This is a genomic window from Leucobacter sp. WKLB1, assembly GCF_059696215.1.
Genome location: NZ_AP046115.1, coordinates 1,157,843 through 1,176,071 on the forward strand (window position 1 = coordinate 1,157,843; position 18,229 = coordinate 1,176,071).

General features: G+C 68.0%; 15 protein-coding genes. 9 read left to right on the forward strand and 6 right to left on the reverse strand.

All coding sequences use genetic code 11. The annotated features are described in order from the left end of the window. Positions 1 to 82: 82 nt before the first annotated feature. From ACZF5Y_RS05330 to ACZF5Y_RS05350, 5 genes are read left to right on the forward strand one after another with little or no spacing between them, the layout of a single operon-like run. Complete coding sequence (locus ACZF5Y_RS05330) at positions 83 to 1,069, forward strand: NUDIX hydrolase (RefSeq protein ID WP_497534786.1); 987 nt, start codon at positions 83 to 85, stop codon at positions 1,067 to 1,069. Beyond that, positions 1,066 to 2,397, forward strand: a complete 1,332-nt coding sequence (gene nadA, locus ACZF5Y_RS05335; protein WP_497534787.1) for a quinolinate synthase NadA — start codon at positions 1,066 to 1,068, stop codon at positions 2,395 to 2,397. Before ACZF5Y_RS05330 ends, nadA begins: the two co-directional genes overlap by 4 nt. After that, a complete protein-coding gene (locus ACZF5Y_RS05340) occupies positions 2,394 to 4,142 on the forward strand; it encodes an L-aspartate oxidase (RefSeq protein ID WP_497534788.1) in 1,749 nt (582 codons plus the stop codon). Before nadA ends, ACZF5Y_RS05340 begins: the two co-directional genes overlap by 4 nt. Continuing rightward, positions 4,136 to 4,984 carry a carboxylating nicotinate-nucleotide diphosphorylase gene (nadC, locus tag ACZF5Y_RS05345; RefSeq protein ID WP_497534789.1) on the forward strand — a complete coding sequence of 283 codons (849 nt, stop codon included), beginning with the start codon at positions 4,136 to 4,138 and terminating at the stop codon, positions 4,982 to 4,984. Before ACZF5Y_RS05340 ends, nadC begins: the two co-directional genes overlap by 7 nt. Beyond that, complete coding sequence (locus ACZF5Y_RS05350) at positions 4,981 to 6,201, forward strand: cysteine desulfurase family protein (RefSeq protein WP_497534790.1); 1,221 nt, start codon at positions 4,981 to 4,983, stop codon at positions 6,199 to 6,201. The genes nadC and ACZF5Y_RS05350 overlap by 4 nt, the downstream gene beginning before the upstream one ends. Here the strand turns inward: ACZF5Y_RS05350 and ACZF5Y_RS05355 are convergent. Beyond that, a complete protein-coding gene (locus ACZF5Y_RS05355) occupies positions 6,170 to 7,516 on the reverse strand; it encodes a DUF4192 family protein (protein ID WP_497534791.1) in 1,347 nt (448 codons plus the stop codon). The genes ACZF5Y_RS05350 and ACZF5Y_RS05355 overlap by 32 nt on opposite strands. Positions 7,517 to 7,753: 237 nt before the next feature. Next, positions 7,754 to 9,544, reverse strand: a complete 1,791-nt coding sequence (locus ACZF5Y_RS05360) for an FAD-dependent oxidoreductase (protein WP_497534792.1) — start codon at positions 9,542 to 9,544, stop codon at positions 7,754 to 7,756. A 77-nt stretch (positions 9,545 to 9,621) separates the two neighbouring features. Between ACZF5Y_RS05360 and ACZF5Y_RS05365 the strand changes: the two genes are divergently transcribed. Next, complete coding sequence (locus ACZF5Y_RS05365; RefSeq protein ID WP_497534793.1) at positions 9,622 to 10,587, forward strand: LysR family transcriptional regulator; 966 nt, start codon at positions 9,622 to 9,624, stop codon at positions 10,585 to 10,587. A 41-nt stretch (positions 10,588 to 10,628) separates the two neighbouring features. On the opposite strand, the gene sufU is transcribed toward ACZF5Y_RS05365, so the two are convergent. The 4 genes from sufU to ACZF5Y_RS05385 all read right to left on the reverse strand — a co-directional run bounded on the left by sufU (position 10,629) and on the right by ACZF5Y_RS05385 (position 14,911). After that, positions 10,629 to 11,099 carry a Fe-S cluster assembly sulfur transfer protein SufU gene (gene sufU, locus ACZF5Y_RS05370; protein ID WP_497534794.1) on the reverse strand — a complete coding sequence of 157 codons (471 nt, stop codon included), beginning with the start codon at positions 11,097 to 11,099 and terminating at the stop codon, positions 10,629 to 10,631. Continuing rightward, positions 11,096 to 12,415: an aminotransferase class V-fold PLP-dependent enzyme gene (locus tag ACZF5Y_RS05375; RefSeq protein WP_497534795.1), complete on the reverse strand. Its 1,320-nt coding sequence runs from the start codon at positions 12,413 to 12,415 to the stop codon at positions 11,096 to 11,098. The genes sufU and ACZF5Y_RS05375 overlap by 4 nt, the downstream gene beginning before the upstream one ends. A gap of 97 nt (positions 12,416 to 12,512) precedes the next feature. Then, on the reverse strand, positions 12,513 to 13,814 hold the full coding sequence (locus tag ACZF5Y_RS05380; RefSeq protein WP_497534796.1) for an MFS transporter: 1,302 nt from the start codon (positions 13,812 to 13,814) through the stop codon (positions 12,513 to 12,515). A 38-nt stretch (positions 13,815 to 13,852) separates the two neighbouring features. After that, positions 13,853 to 14,911 (reverse strand): DsbA family protein, encoded by a 1,059-nt coding sequence (locus ACZF5Y_RS05385; RefSeq protein ID WP_497534797.1) that lies wholly within the window; start codon positions 14,909 to 14,911, stop codon positions 13,853 to 13,855. 113 nt (positions 14,912 to 15,024) lie between these two features. Here ACZF5Y_RS05385 and rsmI point away from each other — a divergent pair, with 113 nt between their 5' ends. From rsmI to dxr, 3 genes are all read left to right on the forward strand, one after another. Continuing rightward, the gene (gene rsmI / locus ACZF5Y_RS05390) at positions 15,025 to 15,843 is read left to right on the forward strand and encodes a 16S rRNA (cytidine(1402)-2'-O)-methyltransferase (RefSeq protein WP_497534798.1); all 819 of its coding nucleotides are present in this window, start codon (positions 15,025 to 15,027) and stop codon (positions 15,841 to 15,843) included. Positions 15,844 to 15,998: 155 nt separating this feature from the next. Then, positions 15,999 to 17,042, forward strand: coding sequence for an FKBP-type peptidyl-prolyl cis-trans isomerase (locus tag ACZF5Y_RS05395; RefSeq protein ID WP_497534799.1), 1,044 nt, complete (start codon positions 15,999 to 16,001; stop codon positions 17,040 to 17,042). A 96-nt stretch (positions 17,043 to 17,138) separates the two neighbouring features. Continuing rightward, a complete protein-coding gene (dxr, locus tag ACZF5Y_RS05400; RefSeq protein WP_497534800.1) occupies positions 17,139 to 18,227 on the forward strand; it encodes a 1-deoxy-D-xylulose-5-phosphate reductoisomerase in 1,089 nt (362 codons plus the stop codon). Positions 18,228 to 18,229: the final 2 nt, after the last annotated feature.

Consider the following 18,229-nt stretch of genomic DNA (forward strand, 5'->3'; position numbering starts at 1 on the left):
GCGATCGCGCGTGATGCTACTTACAGTCACCATGACTCTAAGTGGCTGCCGCGCGTCGATCGCCTGATGCCATCAGGGATCCGTGCGCAAGGTCACCGCGAACCCGGGAGCAGCGATGGAATACGCAGAGGTGAATGCGAGCGCACGGCGCACGCTGCCGCCTGCCGTGGCGGTGTCGAGCGTCGCTTTCGCGCTGCAGCCGCCCCCCGGCGCGTTGCGATGCGGCGGGAGTGGTTTGCCGGACATCGAGGGGGAACTCGACACTGACGCGCCGTCGCTCTGGATTCCTCTCGTGCGGCGCATTCGCGAGCCCTTCCGTGGCCAATGGGCCCTGCCTGGAGGGCCGACGCACTGGGATGAGACCCTCGCCGACACCGCCCTGCGTTCGATACGCGACGCCGCGGGGCACGACCCCGGCTACCTCGAGCAGCTGTACGCGTTCGGGGGCGTCGAACGGTCGGCCGATGCGCAGCGTCTCGTGACGATCGCCTATTGGGCGCTCTTTGGCGAGGCCGATCTGGTGAGCGCGCCGTCGATGCCGTCGGCCGATGCCCTCTCCACTACGGCGACGACTCCGGAAGCGTCGGACGCTGCAGTGGGCGCGGACGATGGACAGGGCCGAGAAACACCGCGCTGGGATGATCCGGCACCGAAGCGTGCGTCGGTGCGCGCCGCACCCCTGCCGCGAGACCGAGACGCCGCCGATGAGCCGGGAAACGTCGCGTGGTGCGCCGCCGACCGGCTCCCGGAGCTCGCCTTCGACCACGCGGAGATCGTTGCCTACGCGCTGGCGCGATTGCGCAGCAAGACCGCGTACGCCGCAGTCGCGCACCGTTTTCTCGGGCCCGTGTTCACGATCGCACAGTTGCGGGCCGTGCACGAGGCAGTGCTGGGCCACGCCGTCGAGCCGGCGAACTTTCGACGGCAGATGCTCGCTCAAGGCACCCTCACCGACACCGGAGCGCGCGAGGTGGGCACTCCGTACCGACCCGCGCGGCTCTATCGCTTCCGCGAGGAGGCGGCGCCAAGTTTTCCCACCGATCGTCCCGAACCGAGGAGTCGACCATGACGAGCGTGCACGAATTGATCCGCGGTGCTGCAGCGCGCGAGCGATCCGCGACGGGGCGCCCCGCCGCTCCGACGTCGCCGCACCGCAAGCCGATCGCCTTGCGGTCGACCGGAGCGTCGAGCTGCGATTCCGGGCTGGTGCAGGATCCCTGGGCCATCGACCGCGCACCCGGATACGGGCCGGGGGCGTCGAACGTCGACGTCATACCCGGTGACGCGCCGCGCCAGGGCGCGCTGCCGGCCCGATACACATCGGCGAGCGATGCCGAACTGCACGATTGGATCGTCGCCGCACGGGCTGCACTCGGTCACCGCGTGCAGATTCTCGGTCACTTCTACCAGCGCGACGAGATCGTGCAGTACGCCGATTTTGTGGGCGACTCGTTCATGCTCGCGCAGGCGGCGAAAGGCAGCCCCGAAGCAGAGGCGTTCGTGTTCTGCGGCGTGCACTTCATGGCCGAGACCGCCGACATCCTCTCCGGCCCCGAGCAGGCCGTGATTCTGCCGAACCTGGCAGCCGGATGCTCGATGGCCGACATGGCGACGATCGAGCAGGTCGAAGACTGCTGGCGCGAACTCACGGCGGCGCTGCCCCCGGCCGAGGAGGGCGGCCTGCAGCCGGTGATCCCGGTGACCTACATGAACTCGTCGGCCGCCATCAAGGCATTCTGCGGACGCAACGGCGGAATCGTGTGCACGTCGTCGAATGCTCGCACAGTACTTGAATGGGCCTTCGCCCGTGGCCAGCGCGTCGTCTTTTTCCCCGATCAGCATCTCGGGCGCAACACCGCGAAGGCGATGGGCATCGGCGAAGACCAGATGCCGCTCTGGCGCCCGCACCTTCCGTTGGGCGGCAACACGGCGGAGCAGCTCGGTGATGCGCGCGTGATCCTCTGGAACGGATTCTGCTCCGTGCACAAGCGCTTCACCGTGGCCCAGATCGACCGCGCGCGCGAAGAGTTTCCCGGGGTTCGCGTGATCGTGCACCCCGAGTGCCCCGCCGCCGTCGTCGAAGCCGCGGATGGTGCCGGATCGACCGAGTACATTCGTCGCGAGATCGAGAACGCGGAGCCCGGCAGCGTCATCGCGATCGGCACCGAGATCAACCTCGTCAACCGACTGCAGCAGCAGCACCCCGAGCTCACGATTTTCTGCCTCGACCCGGTCGTGTGCCCCTGCTCGACCATGTATCGCATCCACCCCGCCTACCTGGCCTGGACGCTCGAGTCGCTGCTCGCCGGCGAAACCCCCAACCGCATCAGCGTGAGCGACGCGGTTGCGGGTGACTCGCGAGTGGCGCTCGAGCGCATGCTCGCCGCGAAACCATGATCGTCGTCGGCACCGGTGTCGCCGGGCTCTCGGCGGCGATCGCCGCGCTCGAGCGCGAGGCAGACGTCACGGTTGTCACCGAAGGCGACCTCGATCACGACCCCGTGGGGAACACGCCACGAGCGCAGGGCGGTATCGCGGCGGCGATCGGCGCAGGGGATCGGCCCGCCGATCACCTCGCCGACACCCTGGCGGCGGGGGCGGGGCTCGTCGACCCCGGCGCGGCCGAAGTGCTGACGCGCGAGGGAGCCCGCATCATGCGGGGGCTGCTGGCGGATGGGTTTGCGGCCGATCGCGTGCCGGTGCACAGTCGAGCGGGCGGCGAGCCGGCACTCGGGCTCGAGGCGGCCCACGGTCGCGCGCGCATTGTGCACGCGGGCGGCGATCGGACGGGAGCCGTGCTGCACGCTCACCTGGCCGCGCGGGTTCGCGCTGCGGCGAGCGCCGGGCGGCTCAGGCTGATCGAGCGCCGTCGGGTGCGGTCTCTCGTGATCGATGCCGGTACCGTGCGCGGCGTGGAGTTTGCGGCGACTGGCTCGGTGCGCGAGGAACGGGTGTTCGACGACGCGGTGGTGCTCGCGACCGGCGGATACGCATCGCTGTTTCCGGTGAGCACGAACCATCCGTCGTCGGTCGGGCACGGCGTCGTGCTTGCCGCGCGGGCGGGTGCGGTGCTCGCCGATCTGGAGTTCGTGCAGTTTCATCCGACCGCACTCGTCGCTGCGGGTGGCGGCTCCTTCCTGATTTCTGAAGCGGTACGCGGTGCCGGTGCGGTGCTGCGTGATGACGCGGGCGTTCGCTTTCTCGAGGGGCAGCATCCGCTGGCGGAGTTGGCGCCGCGCGATGTCGTGGCACTCGCCACGCACCGTGCGTTGCGCCGCAGCGGCCGATCTGCGGTGTGGCTCGACGCAACCGGGATCGAAAGAGACGGAGGACCAGGCACCCTTGCTCGCCTGTTCCCCGCCATCTCGCGTGTGCTGGCCGACCTCGGGTTCGATTGGCGAAGGGAGCCGGTACCCGTCGCCCCCGCGGCGCACTACACGATGGGTGGCGTCGCGAGCGATCTCGACGGGCGCACGAGTGTGCCCGGGCTGCTCGCCGCGGGTGAAGTCGCGTCGACCGGCGTGCACGGAGCAAATCGTCTGGCGTCGAACTCGCTGCTCGAAGGCCTCGTCTTCGGCACCCGGGCGGGTGCCGCTGCGGCCGCCTATCGCGCACGACTCGATCCGTGGCCGGTGCGTGGCGGAGGAATGGCCGCACTGATCGACGAAGCGGCGGTTGTGGAGATACCGGACAAGATGACAGCTGATGAGAGCGGTCGCTTGGACGATCACCGCAGTGGAACCTCGCCTGAGTCACCCGACGTCGCGCGGGGCAAAGCTTCAGGAGTGCTCTCCGCGCTCTCTGGGGCTGTCGGAGCGCATCTCGGGATCGAGCGCGAGGCTTCGGGGCTCGCGGAGATGCGTCGCAGCGCTGCGCACGCCATGCAGACGAATGATGTGCATGTTGTGAACCGGGCAGCGCTCGCCGCCGCGATTGCCCAGGCGGCCGATGTTCGCGAGGAATCGCGCGGGGCCCATCGACGCGCAGACTTTCCGCAGGTCGATGAGCGGTACGCGACGCGTCGCGCACTGTGCTGGGTCGAACGTGCGGGAGCGGGGGCACGTGTCGCGTCCGATCGATCACACCCATTCGTGAGCGGCGAATCTGCCGCTCAAGCACCGAGGAGCGTTTCCGCATGCTGACAGCAGCCCTGATCGAATCGGTCGTGCGATCTGCACTCGCCGAAGACGCGCCGTGGGGAGACCTCACTGTCGAACTCGCCATTGCGGAGGACGCGGTGCTCGACACCCGTCTGGTGGCTCGTGAAGCGGGAGTCTTCGCCGGTGGTGCGCTCGTGCGCGAGGCGTTTCGGCAGCTCGACCCTCGTGTCGCCGTGACGGACCTCGTCGCAGACGGGACGTCGTTTGCAGCGGAAGACACACTCGCGCGAATCGCGGGGCCGGCACGGGGTGTGCTGACGGCTGAGCGCGTGGCGCTGAATTTCGTGCAGCGACTGAGCGGCATCGCGACGCTCACCGCGCAGTTCGTGAGCGCTGTCGCGCACACGTCGTCACGGATTGCGGACACGCGGAAGACGACTCCGGGGCTTCGGGCGCTGGAGAAGCACGCCGTGCGTGCAGGTGGCGGCTCCAACCATCGATTCGGGCTCTCGGACGCGATGATGATCAAGGACAACCACCTGGTAGCGCTCGGTGCGCATGATGCAGACTCGATCACGTCAGCGCTGCGAGGGCTGCGCCAACGCGCAGGGCATACGACGTCGATCATTGTGGAGGTCGACGACCTCTCCCAGCTCGATGCAGTGCTCAATGCCAATGTCACGGGAATTCTGCTCGATAATTTCTCGACCGATGATCTTGCGGTGGCGGTCGAGCGGATCGCGGGGCGCGTGGTCGCCGAGGCCAGCGGGGGCGTGTCGCTCGATACCGTCGCCGGGATTGCGGAGAGTGGCGTCGATGTGATCTCGGTGGGCCAGCTGACGCACGGTGCCCGTGCGCTCGACATCGGTCTCGACGCCGCATGAACGCGGATGCGGGTGCGGGTGCCACGGGTCATTGGTACCTTGATGCCGCCGCGACCGCACCCTTGCGCCCAGAGGCTCGCGCTGCGATGGTGGCGGAATTCGACGCTGGCGCAGCGAACCCGTCGAGCGTGCACCAAGCCGGATATCGAGCGCGGGCGTCCGTCGACGCGGCTCGCGCCGAGATCGCGCGTGCGTTCGATACTCGGCCGAGTGAGGTTGTCTTCACCTCTGGCGGAACCGAGGCGAACAACCTTGCGATCATTGGTCTCGCGCTTGCGAATCCACGTGGCCGACACGTGGTCACCTCGGCGATCGAGCACCCGTCGGTGCTCGAGAGCTGCCGGTACCTGGAGCGCGTATTCGGTTTCTCGTGCGATGTGTTGTCGGTCGACTCCGACGGCCGTGTCGACCCCCGTGATGTCGCACGATGCGTGACCGACCGCACCGCACTGGTGTCGATTGGACTCGCCAACGCTGAAATCGGCACGGTACAAGACCTGCCGAGCATCGCCACGATTACCGAAGATCAGGGCGCGCTGCTGCACTGCGATGCGGTGCAGGCGGCAGCATCGCTGCCGGTCTCGTTCGGCATGGGGCAGCCTCACGATGCCTGGCCCGGACCGGGCATTGACGCGTTGACGATCGCTGCGCACAAATTCGGTGGGCCGCAGGGAATCGGTGCGTTGCTGGTGCGGCCTGGGCTCGCGATGGAGCCGCTGCTGCACGGAGGCGGGCAGGAAGGCGGCCGGCGCTCGGGAACTGAGAGCGTTGCGGCCATTGCTGGATTCGCTGCTGCAGTGCGTGCATCGCACGCCGATGTCGGGTCACGAGGCGTCGCATTGCTGGGATCACGGGAAACGCTGATTGCGCGTGTGCTGGCTGAGATACCGGGCGCACAGCTCACTGGCCACCGCGAGGAGCGCCTCCCCGGCCACGCCTCATTTGTCATCGCCGGCGTGAGCGGAGAATCCTTGCTCGTCGCACTCGATGCCGCCGGAGTCGCCGTTTCGTCGGGGTCGGCCTGCGCTGCCGGCTCTGACGAGCCGTCACCGGTGCTGCTGGCGATGGGCATCACCCCCGAGCTGGCGCAGACCGCGATTCGGTTCACATTACCGACGGTGCTGCCGAGCGCGGTGATCGACCGCGTGCTCGCAGTGCTGCGGTCAGAAGTCAGTGATCGAACGGTCATGCGGCCTCTGGCTCCACCAGCGGCGTAGTCGGCCCACCGGCCGCTCCGGCCACGAAGCGCGCGTACAGCGGCTGGTCGGTCAGCCGACGCAGCATTTGGAGCAGCGGATCATCGGGATCGATGGCCTGCGCAGCGTCGAGTTGCCGTTGCGCCACCGACTGCGTGCCGCTCAGCCACCACACCCAGGCACTGAGCCCCAGGAGCCCGGGGCGCAATGCCTCTGGAGTGAGCGAGATTGCCTCGCGCAACCGGGCGCGCAACTCAGGGAGGCGCTCATGCGCGGTGAACTCGGGGCAGATGCTCGCCAGCAGTCGATAGACCGACCAGCCCGGTGGGGGCGCATGCAGCGCCCTGCGGCATACTCCATCTGAGTCAGGCTCGCCGTGCGCGCAGCGCCCCACCCACCCGGCTGCACTCGCGGCAGATGGCTGAGGGCGCGAGGCGGGTGCGATTCCGAGGTCGACATCGAGCTCGATCGGAATTCCGATGAAGTTGCCGAGCGGATGTTCTCGCCCGAGTTCGACGGGGAATTCGGGTCGGGTGATCAATCCGAGGGCGAGCACGAACCAGCGCCCAGGATGCGCGGTGGCGCGGATGAGCCGCGCCACGGCGTCGGCATCGAAGTCGGCGTTCTCGAGGAGCCACCGTGTGACCGCCGCCGTCTCCGTCATCCAACCGAGCGCGTACTCGGTGAGGTTCCCGGTCTCGGAAAGGTGCGGGGGGACACCCGCCGAGACCGGGAAATCGTGGGGCAGAACGCGGTCGAGTGCTGCACCGACCGCCTCCGCCAAATCTGGATCTGGCTCGGGGATGACACCGAGGTGGGCCAAATCACTGGGCTCGGCACCGTGGGAGCGCGCTTCGTGCGCGACCGGGCTCTCAGCGATCTCGCTGAGGGGTCTGCCTTCGCGAGGCGCACGCGTGTCGAAGAAACTCACCCAGGCGTCGGCGGCAAGCACGCACAGCTCTTGCACCGGCACACGCTCGCGACGCAGTCGGCGTTCGATGCGTCGCGCCAACCGCTGCTGCGGTGGGGAGTCAGGCGAGTCAGCGAAACGTTCACTGGTCGCAATGACGATGGCGAGTGCGCATCGCGTGCCGCGCGCAGTCGAGATGTCGCGCGACAGGCCGCTGATGAAGTCGAGGAGCGCCAGAGTGTCGCTCGGTGAGTCGCGAGCCGGCAGGTCTGCGCGCACTGCCTGCCCGGAGCGACTTCCGTCGAAGCATACGATAAAGATGCTGTCGGTCGCGGTGAAGCCGGTGAGATGCGGCAGCGCCGCGAGGAAGTCGGCGGTGCCTTGGCACCGCACCACGGGGCGTGAGTCGAGTACGTCTGGGGTCATGCGTCGATTCTGCGCGGCCGCGGAAAGCGTCGAAGCGTTGTCCACAGGACGCCGACGATGGGGCCGGTGAAATCAGGAAACTCCCCGGCTGTGAGCGCATGACCGATCGCCTACGGTTCCGACCCGCGCCGGAGCGCATCGACGGAGGCGGCGGGGCCCATCACGCCTGCGGCCGCCGACGTGACCGAGCAGACGTGCTCGGCCACATCGGCGGCCGCAGATGGTGACGTGCGATCCCTACTCGACGAGCTTGCCCTGCACTGAATCATCGGCGTCGGCGTAGGCGAGGTCGCGGAATGACTCGGGCGCCTCGGGGAGCGGCTCGAAGACCGCGCCGCCTTCGGGCGTCCAGACGAAGTTGCCCTGCAGCGCCGCATCCTGCTCCGGGAAATCGGAGCGGTTATGGCAGCCGCGCGTCTCGCGGCGCTCGCGCGCGCACTCGAGCGTCGCGCGGGCGGCAAGCATCGAACCGTACAGGTCGAAGGCGTGCGCGAGATCGTCGAAACCGGCGATATCGGGGTGCGAGGTGACGCGATCCACTCGCTCCTGCAGAGCGTCGAGCTTCTCGAGGCCCGCGGTGAGGCCGGCCTCGCTGCGCACCACGCCAACGTGCTCGGTCATCAGGTCGCGCAGCGCGCGCTGCAGGCGGCGCGGGCTCTCGGTGCTCTTGCCCGCAGCTCCGTCGCCCACGAGCAGATTCTGCATCTCGGCTCGGGCCTCTGCCACGGCAGCCGGATCGCGACGCACTTCGGTGAGCCCGGTCACGTAGTCAGCGGCGTCTCCACCGGTGATGCGACCGTAGACCAGCAGCTCGATGAGTGAGTTGCCACCCAGGCGGTTCGCGCCGTGCAGGCCGCTTGAAGCTTCGCCGATCGCGTACAGGCCGTCGACGCCGGTGCTGTGCTCATCGGGTGTCACCCACACGCCGCCCATGGAGTAGTGCGCGGTCGGAGCGATTTCGATGGGCTGCTCGGTGATGTCGAGCATCTGCAGGTCGATGAGCGTGCGGTAGACGCGGGGGAGCTTCGAGAGGATCTGCTCGCGCGGCAGGTGCGACACGTCGAGGTAGACGCCGCCGTTCGGGGTGCCACGCCCTTCCGAGATCTCGGTGTAGCTCGCGAGCGCCACGCGGTCGCGGGTCGAGAGCTCCATGCGCTCCGGGTCGTAGCGCTCCATGTAGCGCTCGCCGAGTGAGTTGCGCAGAATGCCGCCTTCGCCGCGCGCCGCCTCCGAGACGAGGGTGCCGGCGGCGTCGGCCGGCTCCAGGATGCCTGACGGGTGGAACTGCACGAGCTCGGCGTCACGGATCTTGCCGCCTGCGAGCGCGGCGAGGCGGAACGAATCGCCCGTGTTTTCGTCGCGACGCGACGAGGTGTTGCGCCAGATGCGCGTGTGGCCGCCGGCCGCGAGGATGACGGCGTCCGCGTGAATCACGATGGGCGCGCCGTCGACGATGTCGAAGCCGTAGGCGCCGAAGATCTTGCCGTCGCTGACGAGCAGGCGGGTGATGTAGACGGTGTCGATGATCTGCACGCGCAATTCGGAGGCGCGGCGCATGAGCGTGCGCTGAATCTCGAGCCCGGTGTAGTCGCCGGCGTAGGCCGTGCGGCGGTACTTGTGCGCGCCGAAGAATCGCTGGCTGATGCGGCCGTCGGCCTCGCGTGCGAAGGGCATGCCCCAGCGCTCCAGGTCTTCGATGCCGCGCGCGGCGTTGCGCGTCACGGTTTCCACGATTGCGGGATCGGCCAGGAAGTACGATTCGCGCAGCGTATCGGCTGCGTGCTGCTCCCAAGAATCCTCGGGGTCCATCGTACCGAGCGCAGCATTGATGCCGCCGGCGGCGAGTGTGGTGTGCGCGTCGTGGGCGCGGCGCTTGCCGACGGCGAGCACCTGCACGCCTCGTTCGGCGAGCTCGATGGAGGCGCGCAACCCGGCACCGCCCGTGCCGATGACGAGCACGGAGGTAGAGAGGAGACGTTCGCCGCGGGCGGTGCCCTGGGCGTCGACGGTGGGAGATGAGGTGGTCATGCGAACCACGTTAGGTCTGCCTTATCCATTACTCCAATGAATAGAGCTGATGATCGTCATGCGCGTAGGCTATCGTCATGAACCTCGAGCAATTACGCGGCTTCGTTGAGATCGCCCAGACCGGCCACTTCACCCGCGCGGCTGAGCGTCTGCACCTCGCTCAGCCCTCGCTCAGCCGTCAGATCGCCACGCTCGAGACCGACCTCGGTGTCGAACTGCTGCATCGTGTGCGGGGCAACGTGGCGCTGACCGCGGCAGGGGAGCGGCTGCTGCCGATCGCGCGACGCATGCTCGCCGACGCCGACGCGGCGCGCGATGAGATGGCCGATCTTGCCGGTCTCCGTCGTGGACGCATCCGTCTCGGCGCGACCCCGACTCTGTGCACGAGCCTTGTCGCCGACGTGCTGGCCGAGTTCAGCGAGCGCTACCCGGGCATCGACATCGAGATCCTCGAGCGCGGATCCCGATCCCTCATCACCGCACTGATGGAGGGCGGACTCGACCTCGCACTCATCGTGACCAGCGTCTCCTCCGGGGCGGCGCGCGCGGTGCTCGAGCGCGAGCAGATTCTCAGCGAACGTCTCGTCGTGGTGTCGGATCCGAGCCGCCCCGATCCGTTCGGACGCGACTCCTCATCTGACGCGCCGGTGCGTCCGATCGAAATGGCCGAGCTGGCACGCGTGCCGCAGGTCGTGTTCCCCGAGAACTATGACCTGCGCGTCACCGTCGATGCGGCGTTTCGTGCGCACGGGCTCACGCCGCTGGTCGCCGTCGAGGGCGCCGAGATGGATGCGGCGCTGAGCTTCGCGGAGCGCGGCATCGGTGTGGCCGTGGTGCCCGCGATGGTCGCGGCGGATCATCCCACGCTGCGCACGGCTCCCCTTGCCGATGCTGCGCTCGCCCGCACCGTCAGTCTGGCTCGCCGCGCCGACATGGCCCCGACACGAGCCGGCGCTGCGCTGCAGGCCGTGGTGCGCGAGATCGCCGATCGGGTGACCGCTCCCGGGGCCGAACTGTCGAGTCTCGTCACGCGTGTGCTGTGACGGGAGCGCCGCGATTGGCCTCGCGGTGACGACACGCGATGTCAGCCCCGCTGCGCCTCGACCTGCTTGAGGTCGGCCTCGAGTGCCACCCAGCCGAGCATCGCGCACTTGACACGCATCACATACTTGGACACGCCCTGGAGCGCGACGGCGTCGCCGAGCAACTCCTCGTCGGGTTCGCCCTCGCCGCGCGCGTGGATCATCTCGCGGAACGCGTCAACGCGAACGCGCGCCTCGTCGATGGTGAGCTGATCGTCGCGCACGAGTTGCGACAGGATCGACGCCGACGCCATCGAGATCGAGCACCCCTGGCCTTCCCAAGCAACCTGGTCGATCCGACCGGTCTCGGGGTCGACCGAGATGGAGAGATCGATCTCGTCGCCGCAGCTGGGGTTGAACTCGTGATGCGACGCGGTGAGCGCCGACTCGGCCGCGGCGAGGTCACCTTTGCCGATCGGTCGTTTCGAGTGATCGAGAATGACCTCTTGGTACAGCCCGTCGAGCGCGCTCACGCCGACACCTCCGCTCCGAAGTACCGCTGGGCGCCGCGGAGCGCGTCGAGGAACCGATCGACCTCGTCTTCTGTCGTGGTGACGTGCACGCTGGCGCGCGTGCTCGACGTGATGCCGAGTGCGCGGTGCAGCGGCTGGGCGCAATGGTGCCCCACGCGCACGAGCACGCCCTGCTCGTCGAGGAACTGCCCGACGTCGTGGGCGTGCACGCCCTCGACCGACACCGCGGTGAGCGCGACGCGCTGCGTCGTGTCGGCGGGGCCGAGCAGTCGCAGGCCCGGTGTCGCTTCGATACCGGCGACGAGACGGTCGACGAGCTCGTGCTCACGCGCTGCGGATCGCGACATGCCGATCTCTTCGAGGAAGGCGACGGCAGCGCCGAGCCCGACGGCTTGCGACACCGGTTGCGTGCCCGGCTCGAAGCGCTGGGGAGCGGGCATGAACAGCGCCGACTCCATGGTCACCTTCGTGATGGCGGAGCCACCGGTGCGCGACGGCGGCAGCGCATCGAGCAGCTCGGGTTTGCCGTACAGCACACCGATGCCGTTCGGGCCGAGCATTTTGTGGCTGGAAAACGCGGCGAAGTCGACGCCGAGCGCTGCGAAGTCGACCGGGATGTGCGGTACGGACTGGCAGGCGTCGAGCACCGTGATTGCTCCGACCGCTCGCGCGAGTTCTGCGAGTTCAGCGACAGGGGCGATGAACCCGGTCACGTTCGAGACGTGGGCGAACGCAAAGATACGCGTGCGCTCGGTCAGAGCTTCGCGAGCGTCGTCGAGGGTCCAGGTGCCGTCTTCGCGCGCGGGGATGTAGCGGAACGTTGCACCGGTCTTGGCCGCGAGCCGCTGCCAAGGAATGAGGTTCGCGTGATGTTCGGCCTCGGTCACCAGGATTTCGTCACCGGGCTCGAGCGCGAATCGATCGCTGCCGGGGACGCCTAACCCCGCATTGGCCTCGCCGATGCCGAGGGCGACGATGTTCAGCGCGTCGGTCGCATTCTCTGCCCACACGATCTGCTCGGCGCTCGCTGCGCCGACGAACGCGGCGACGGCGGCGCGGGCGCCCTCGAACGCCGCGGTCGCTTCGCCCACAGCCCCGCTTGTACCGCGGTGCACTGCGGCGTTCGCCGTCTCAAGGAATCGCCGCTCAGCGTCAAGCACTCGCGCGGGGCGCTGCGAGGTCGCTGCCGCGTCGAGATATGCCGGCGCAGAGGGGAGCGCGTCATTCGCCGCGAAGTAGGGGAATGCGGCCCGCAGCTCGGTGACGTCGGCCGCGGTGAGCGCTGTGTTGAGTGCAGATGCAGGCATGATCTCCATTCTTCCACTCGGTGAGTGGCGATGCTGGTCTCCCGTGCAACGCCGTGATGCTTCGGCCTATTCCGAGTGCACCGTCGTGCAGACGGGTCGCCCCGGGTTACTCGGCAGCGGAGGCCGCGATATGCACGGGTGCGGTGTTCGGTCCGCTGCCGGCGCGGTCGCCCGGGCCGCTCAGCCACCAGTTCACGGCGCCCGTGAGGAGGGCGAGCAGCGCGGACGCCAGTGGGAGGACCAGCGCGGCCTGCGTGCCGAGGTCGGTCGCGATGACGCCGGTGAGTGCGGCAGCCGCGGATTGGCCGACCATCAGACCCGAACCCAGCATGGTCATGACGGTCGCCGAGCGGCCGATCGGGCTGCGTTGCGCGCCGAAACTGTAGAGCGTGACCAGCAACGGACCGACACCGATGCCCATGACCGCCAGGCTCAGGAGCATCGTCGGAATGTCGACCGCGAACTGGAGCAGCGCGGTGCCCGCGATGATGCAGAGTGCGAAGACCGGCCAGCGTGCGCGCAGTGAGAACCTCGGGGGGAGTGCGGCAACACCGATCGCGAAGATCGCGGACCCGACGCCCATCGCGCCATAGATCAAACCGGCCCGCTCAGGGTCACCGCGATCTTGCATGAAGGAGGTGAGCGACGTCAGCATCGAACCGAAGAAGAGCCCGACCGTGATGATGCCGGCCACGGTGACAAGCAAGGCGGGGCGCGCGAGTTGCGAGGCCGGCGTGAGCACCGCGGCGCGCTCCGCGGCGGACTGCGCGGGTGCTGCGGTGCGGTGCAGAGCGAACGCGGTGACGAAGATCAGGGTTAGGGCGCCGGCTCCGGCAACCGGCGCCCAGGCGCCGAACGCGGTCGCGAGCACTCCGACGATGACCGGGCCGAACACGAAGATGACTTCGTCGGCAGCGGACTCGTAGGCGAGCACGTTCGAGAGCATGCGCGGACGGCGCGCGGCGGGCAGCTCGTGCGTCACGATCGTGACGAGTCGCGATCGTGACATGGGCGAGGTCTGCGGCACGGTGGCGCCGGCCAGGAACGAACCCACGAAGAGCACCCAGATCGGGAGCGACGAAAACGCGATCCAGGCGAGCGCCCCGAGCAGCACGCTGTTGAGCGCAGCGGCAACGAGGAGTGTCGGTCGCTGTCCGAAGCGGTCCGCAGCGGCGCCGATGATCGGTCCGAAGCAGGCGACTCCGAGGCCGACCATTGCGGAATTGATGCCGCCGAGTTCGACCGATCCGCGGGCCGAGACGACCAGGGTGAGTACCCCGATCACCATCATCGCGAACGGAAGCCGTGAGATCAGGGCCAGCGGAAAGTACGCCTTACCGGTTCGCGAGAAAAGCGTCGGCGTGGCCGCTGACGCGTTGGAACCTGGGTGCTCGCTCGTCTGATGCATAGCCGACCAACTCTACCAGGAGTTTGCGGGCGGTGGGGTTAGGAGGCGGCGCCCACTGCGATGCCCTGACCGGCGAGGAACTTCGTGAACGCGCCCGAATCATCGAGCGCGCCGGAGTAGGGCACCCCGTCTACGACGACGAACGGCGTGCCTGTGACCGCGAGATCAGGGTCTTCGGCGTGCGGCACCGGGTTGGCAAACGCCCAGCTATTCAGCGCCTGCGCAAACGGAACGAACTTCTCGGTTTCGATGCAGGATCGCGCATCGTCGTTCAACCCGCCGGCACCGGCGTCGACGGCGTCGATGAGCGCGTCATTGTCGAGTCCGGGCGTGGACTCTGCGGGCTGAACGCTCCGGTCGAAGAGGTGTCGGTTCACGTCCCAGGCCGCTTCGGGCTGGGCATCGGCGACGCAGGCGAGCGCGCCGGCCGCACGAGACGAGTAATAGTCGGTGCCGATGCGATCGAGGAACGAGAGCGGGGTGAGCTCGAGTGTGACCTGGCCGCTCGACACGACCTGATCGAGGGTCGCGCCGTTCGTGGATTCGAACTGGCCGCAGTAGGGGCAGCGGTAGTCGACGTACAGCTGCACCCGGTGTTTCGTCGCGATCGACTCCGTCGGTTCGGGGACCTCCGACTCGGGGGCGTCTGAGGGCACCACTCCGTCTGCGGTAAAGGTGACTGCGCCCGTCGCCATGTTCTGCGGCCACACGATCTCCGCAGTAGTGCCCGACTGGCCGGGAGCGCTGATCGAGCCGCCGGCGGCGGTCGGTGTCGCCGACACGATCAGCAGCATGATGCCCACGATGATCGCGGCGACCACGGAGATCGCGCCAGAGATCACCCCGACAAACGCGGGAACCTTCAGCAGCCGAGATATGAGGCCGAAGATGCCGAGAACGACCGCCGCGAGGCCGAGGAGCGCGGCGAGGATCGCGCCCGGGGCGAAGTACAGCAGCGAGATCACCGCGGTGACGATGCCTGCCAGGCCGGCACCCATCGACGCGATCGACAGCGCGCCCGAGCCTCGCGGGGAGGGGCGCTCGGGGACGGCGTAGGGGTGAGAAGGTGGGGCGGTCGGCAACTGGGGATCGCTCATATGTTCCATTCTGGCAGCGACCACCGATATCGAAGCTCAGGCCTGAGTCTTCCGAAGGCCGTCAGCGGGCGGCACCGCGTACAGCGACTGGTGGCTGCGCCTACGATTGACGCATGATCATTCTCGCCGCGACTCCCATCGGCAATCTCGGTGATGCATCGACGCGTTTGCGCTCGACGCTCGAGGCCGCCACTGTCGTTGCGGCGGAAGACACCCGGCACACCGCCCAGCTGCTGCGGCTTCTCGAGATCGAGAATCGCCCAGAACTCATCGCCCTGCACGACCACAATGAGCACGAGCGTGCGGCGTCGCTCGTGGAGCGCGCACGGGACGAAGACATCGTGCTCGTCAGCGACGCGGGCATGCCCACCGTTTCGGACCCCGGCTTCCGCGTTGTACAGCTCGCTGCGGAAAGCGGGGTCGAGGTGAGTGCGATCCCGGGCCCGAGTGCCGTGATCACCGCGCTCGCCGTTGCGGGGCTGCCCACCGACCGATTCGCCTTCGAGGGCTTTCTGCCGCGCAAGGCGGGCGAGCGATCCCGCACCCTGCGCGAGCTCGCCACCGAGCGACGCACCCTGGTGTTCTTCGAAGCGCCGACGAGGCTCGCCGCATCACTCACCGACTTGGCTTCGGCCTTCGGTGACGACCGCCCCGCCGCGGTGTGCAGAGAACTCACCAAACTGCATGAGGAGGTGCGTCGTGGAGGCCTGAGCGATCTCGCCGCGTGGGCCGCGGATGGCGTTCGAGGTGAGATCGTCGTGGTGGTCGGGGGCGCTCCCGAAGCCGAGACCTCACCGGAAACCGCACTCGCCGAGGTACAGGAGCGGGTGCGCGGCGGCGAACGCCTGAAAGACGCGACGCGAGCGGTGGCGGAAGCGACCGGTCTCTCCTCTCGCGAGTTGTACGCTGCGGCGCTCGCCGATCGCGGCTGAGACTCCGCACAGGGGAACATCGGGCGCCTCTCAGCCGAAACGGCGCGAAATGCGACATACTCGGAGAGCATTCATGGCCGCACTCCGACCGTCTCGCATCGCAGCACGCTGATCGGGTCGCGCGGCCTCTCGCGAACCAAAGGACTGCTACCACTGTGAAATTGACGCGCGTACTCGCTCCCGCTGCCCTCGTCGGCGCCCTGCTGCTGGTCGGGTGCACCACCGGCGGGTCGGCAAAGGCCGATGCTTCGGGAGCCGACTGCCTCGCCGGTGGTTCCGCCAGTTCGGGCGTGACGGTATCGGGCTCGGTGGGTGAAGACCTCAAGCTCACTTCGAAGACACCGGTGTCGGCGAAGAAGGTCGAGCGTTCCGTGCTCAAGGAAGGCTCGGGCGACGTCGTCAAGGAAGGGCAGAACGTTCTCACCTCGATGACGCTCTTCAACGGGGCAGATGGGTCGGTACTGCAGCAGCTGCCGGCGAGCGAGATTGCGGTCGCCAAGGATGGCCTGACGGAGTGGGCTTACGATGGCCTGCGTTGTGCAACGAAGGGCGAGCAGATCGCGCTCGCTGCACCCTACGCTGAGGTGTTCGGCGATGCGGATCCCGCGGATAGCGGGCTCGAGGGCGTGACGAAAGATGACTCGCTCGTCATCGTCATGGAGTTCGGCGAGATCGCCGATGCTTCGGCCGATGATTCCGCAGCAGCCAGTGAGCCTGGCACGCTGTCTGACGACCAGTTGCTCAAGAAAGCCGAAGGCAAGACGGTCGCAGCTCCCGATGGCTACCCGACTGTGACGCTCGCCGACGATGGCGAGCCCACAATCACGATTCCGAAGGACGTCGACCCGCCGTCGAAGCTCGAGATCGCGACGCTCATTGAGGGGGACGGCGAGACCGTCGAACCTGGCGATCGCGTGTACGTCAACTACCGCGGCGTCATTTGGCGCACAGGCGAAGAGTTTGACTCGAGCTGGAGCCGAGGGGCTCCCACCGACTTCACCACGGACGGTGTGATCGGTGGATTCCAGAAAGCGCTCGAGGGTCAAAAGGTCGGCTCGCAGATCATTTCGATCGTACCCGCAGAAGACGGTGGGTACGGTGCCGCAGGGCTTGAACAAATGGGGCACGAAAGCGACGACGTCATGGTGTTCGTGCTCGACATCTTGGGCACGGTGCACGCCGACGCGTCAACTCAGTAATCCCTGGATGCGCAGTGCCCCGGTGCTTTCGAGCATCGGGGCACTGCTGTGCGGGGGCTCCGTGCAGGCTGCGCGGTCGCCGAGTAGCCTGGACGCATGAAGCGCGTCATCATTCTGGGTTCCACCGGTTCGATCGGCGAGCAGGCGCTCGACGTCATTCGCAAGCACCCGGCAAGGTACCAAGTCTCGGGCCTCGTCGCGGGCACGCAGGCGGATCGGCTGCAGCAGCAGGCCGATGAATTCAACGTGGAGCACACGGCGCTCGGTGCGGCCGACGCCGTGCGGCTGATCCATGACGTTCAGGCAGACCTTGTGCTCAACGGCATCACGGGCTCGGTCGGGCTGGGGCCGACGATCGCTGCGCTCGAGGCCGGTCGCACTCTCGCGCTCGCGAACAAGGAGTCGCTGATCGTTGGGGGAGACCTGGTCACCGGACTTGCGAAGTCGGGCCAGATCGTGCCGGTCGATTCCGAGCACTCGGCCATCGCGCAGGCACTGCGCTCGGGCAGCCGCGATGAAGTGCGCCGGCTGATCCTCACCGCTTCAGGCGGCCCGTTTCGAGGCCGCACTCGTGACGAACTCCGCGAGGTGACTCCGGCCGAGGCCATGGCCCACCCGACCTGGAACATGGGGCGTGTGGTCACGACGAATTCCGCGACGCTCGTCAACAAGGGGCTCGAAGTCATTGAGGCTCACCTGCTCTTCGGCGTCTCATACGGAGACATCGATGTCGTGGTGCACCCGCAATCGATCGTGCACTCGATGGTCGAGTTCGTCGATGGCTCGACGATTGCGCAGGCGTCGCCGCCTGACATGCGGCTGCCGATCGCGCTGGGGTTGTCGTGGCCGGATCGCATGGCGAACGTCGGGGTACCGCTCGATTGGCGTTCCGCGTCGAGCTGGGACTTCGCGCCGCTCGACGACGAGACCTTTCCCGCGGTCGAACTGGCCAAGGAGGTCGGGCGGGCACGCTCGACTTACCCCGCGGCTTACAACGCCGCGAACGAGGAGGCAGTCGAGGCATTCCATGCGGGGCGTATTGGATTCCTCGACATCGTCGACGCGGTGCGCGAGGTGGTCGAGGCGCATGCGACACCGGCAACACTGACAGTCGAAACGCTCACCGAGGCCGAGCGCCAGGCGCGCGAGCGCGCGCAGCAGGCGATCTCCGACCGTACCCGGTGACG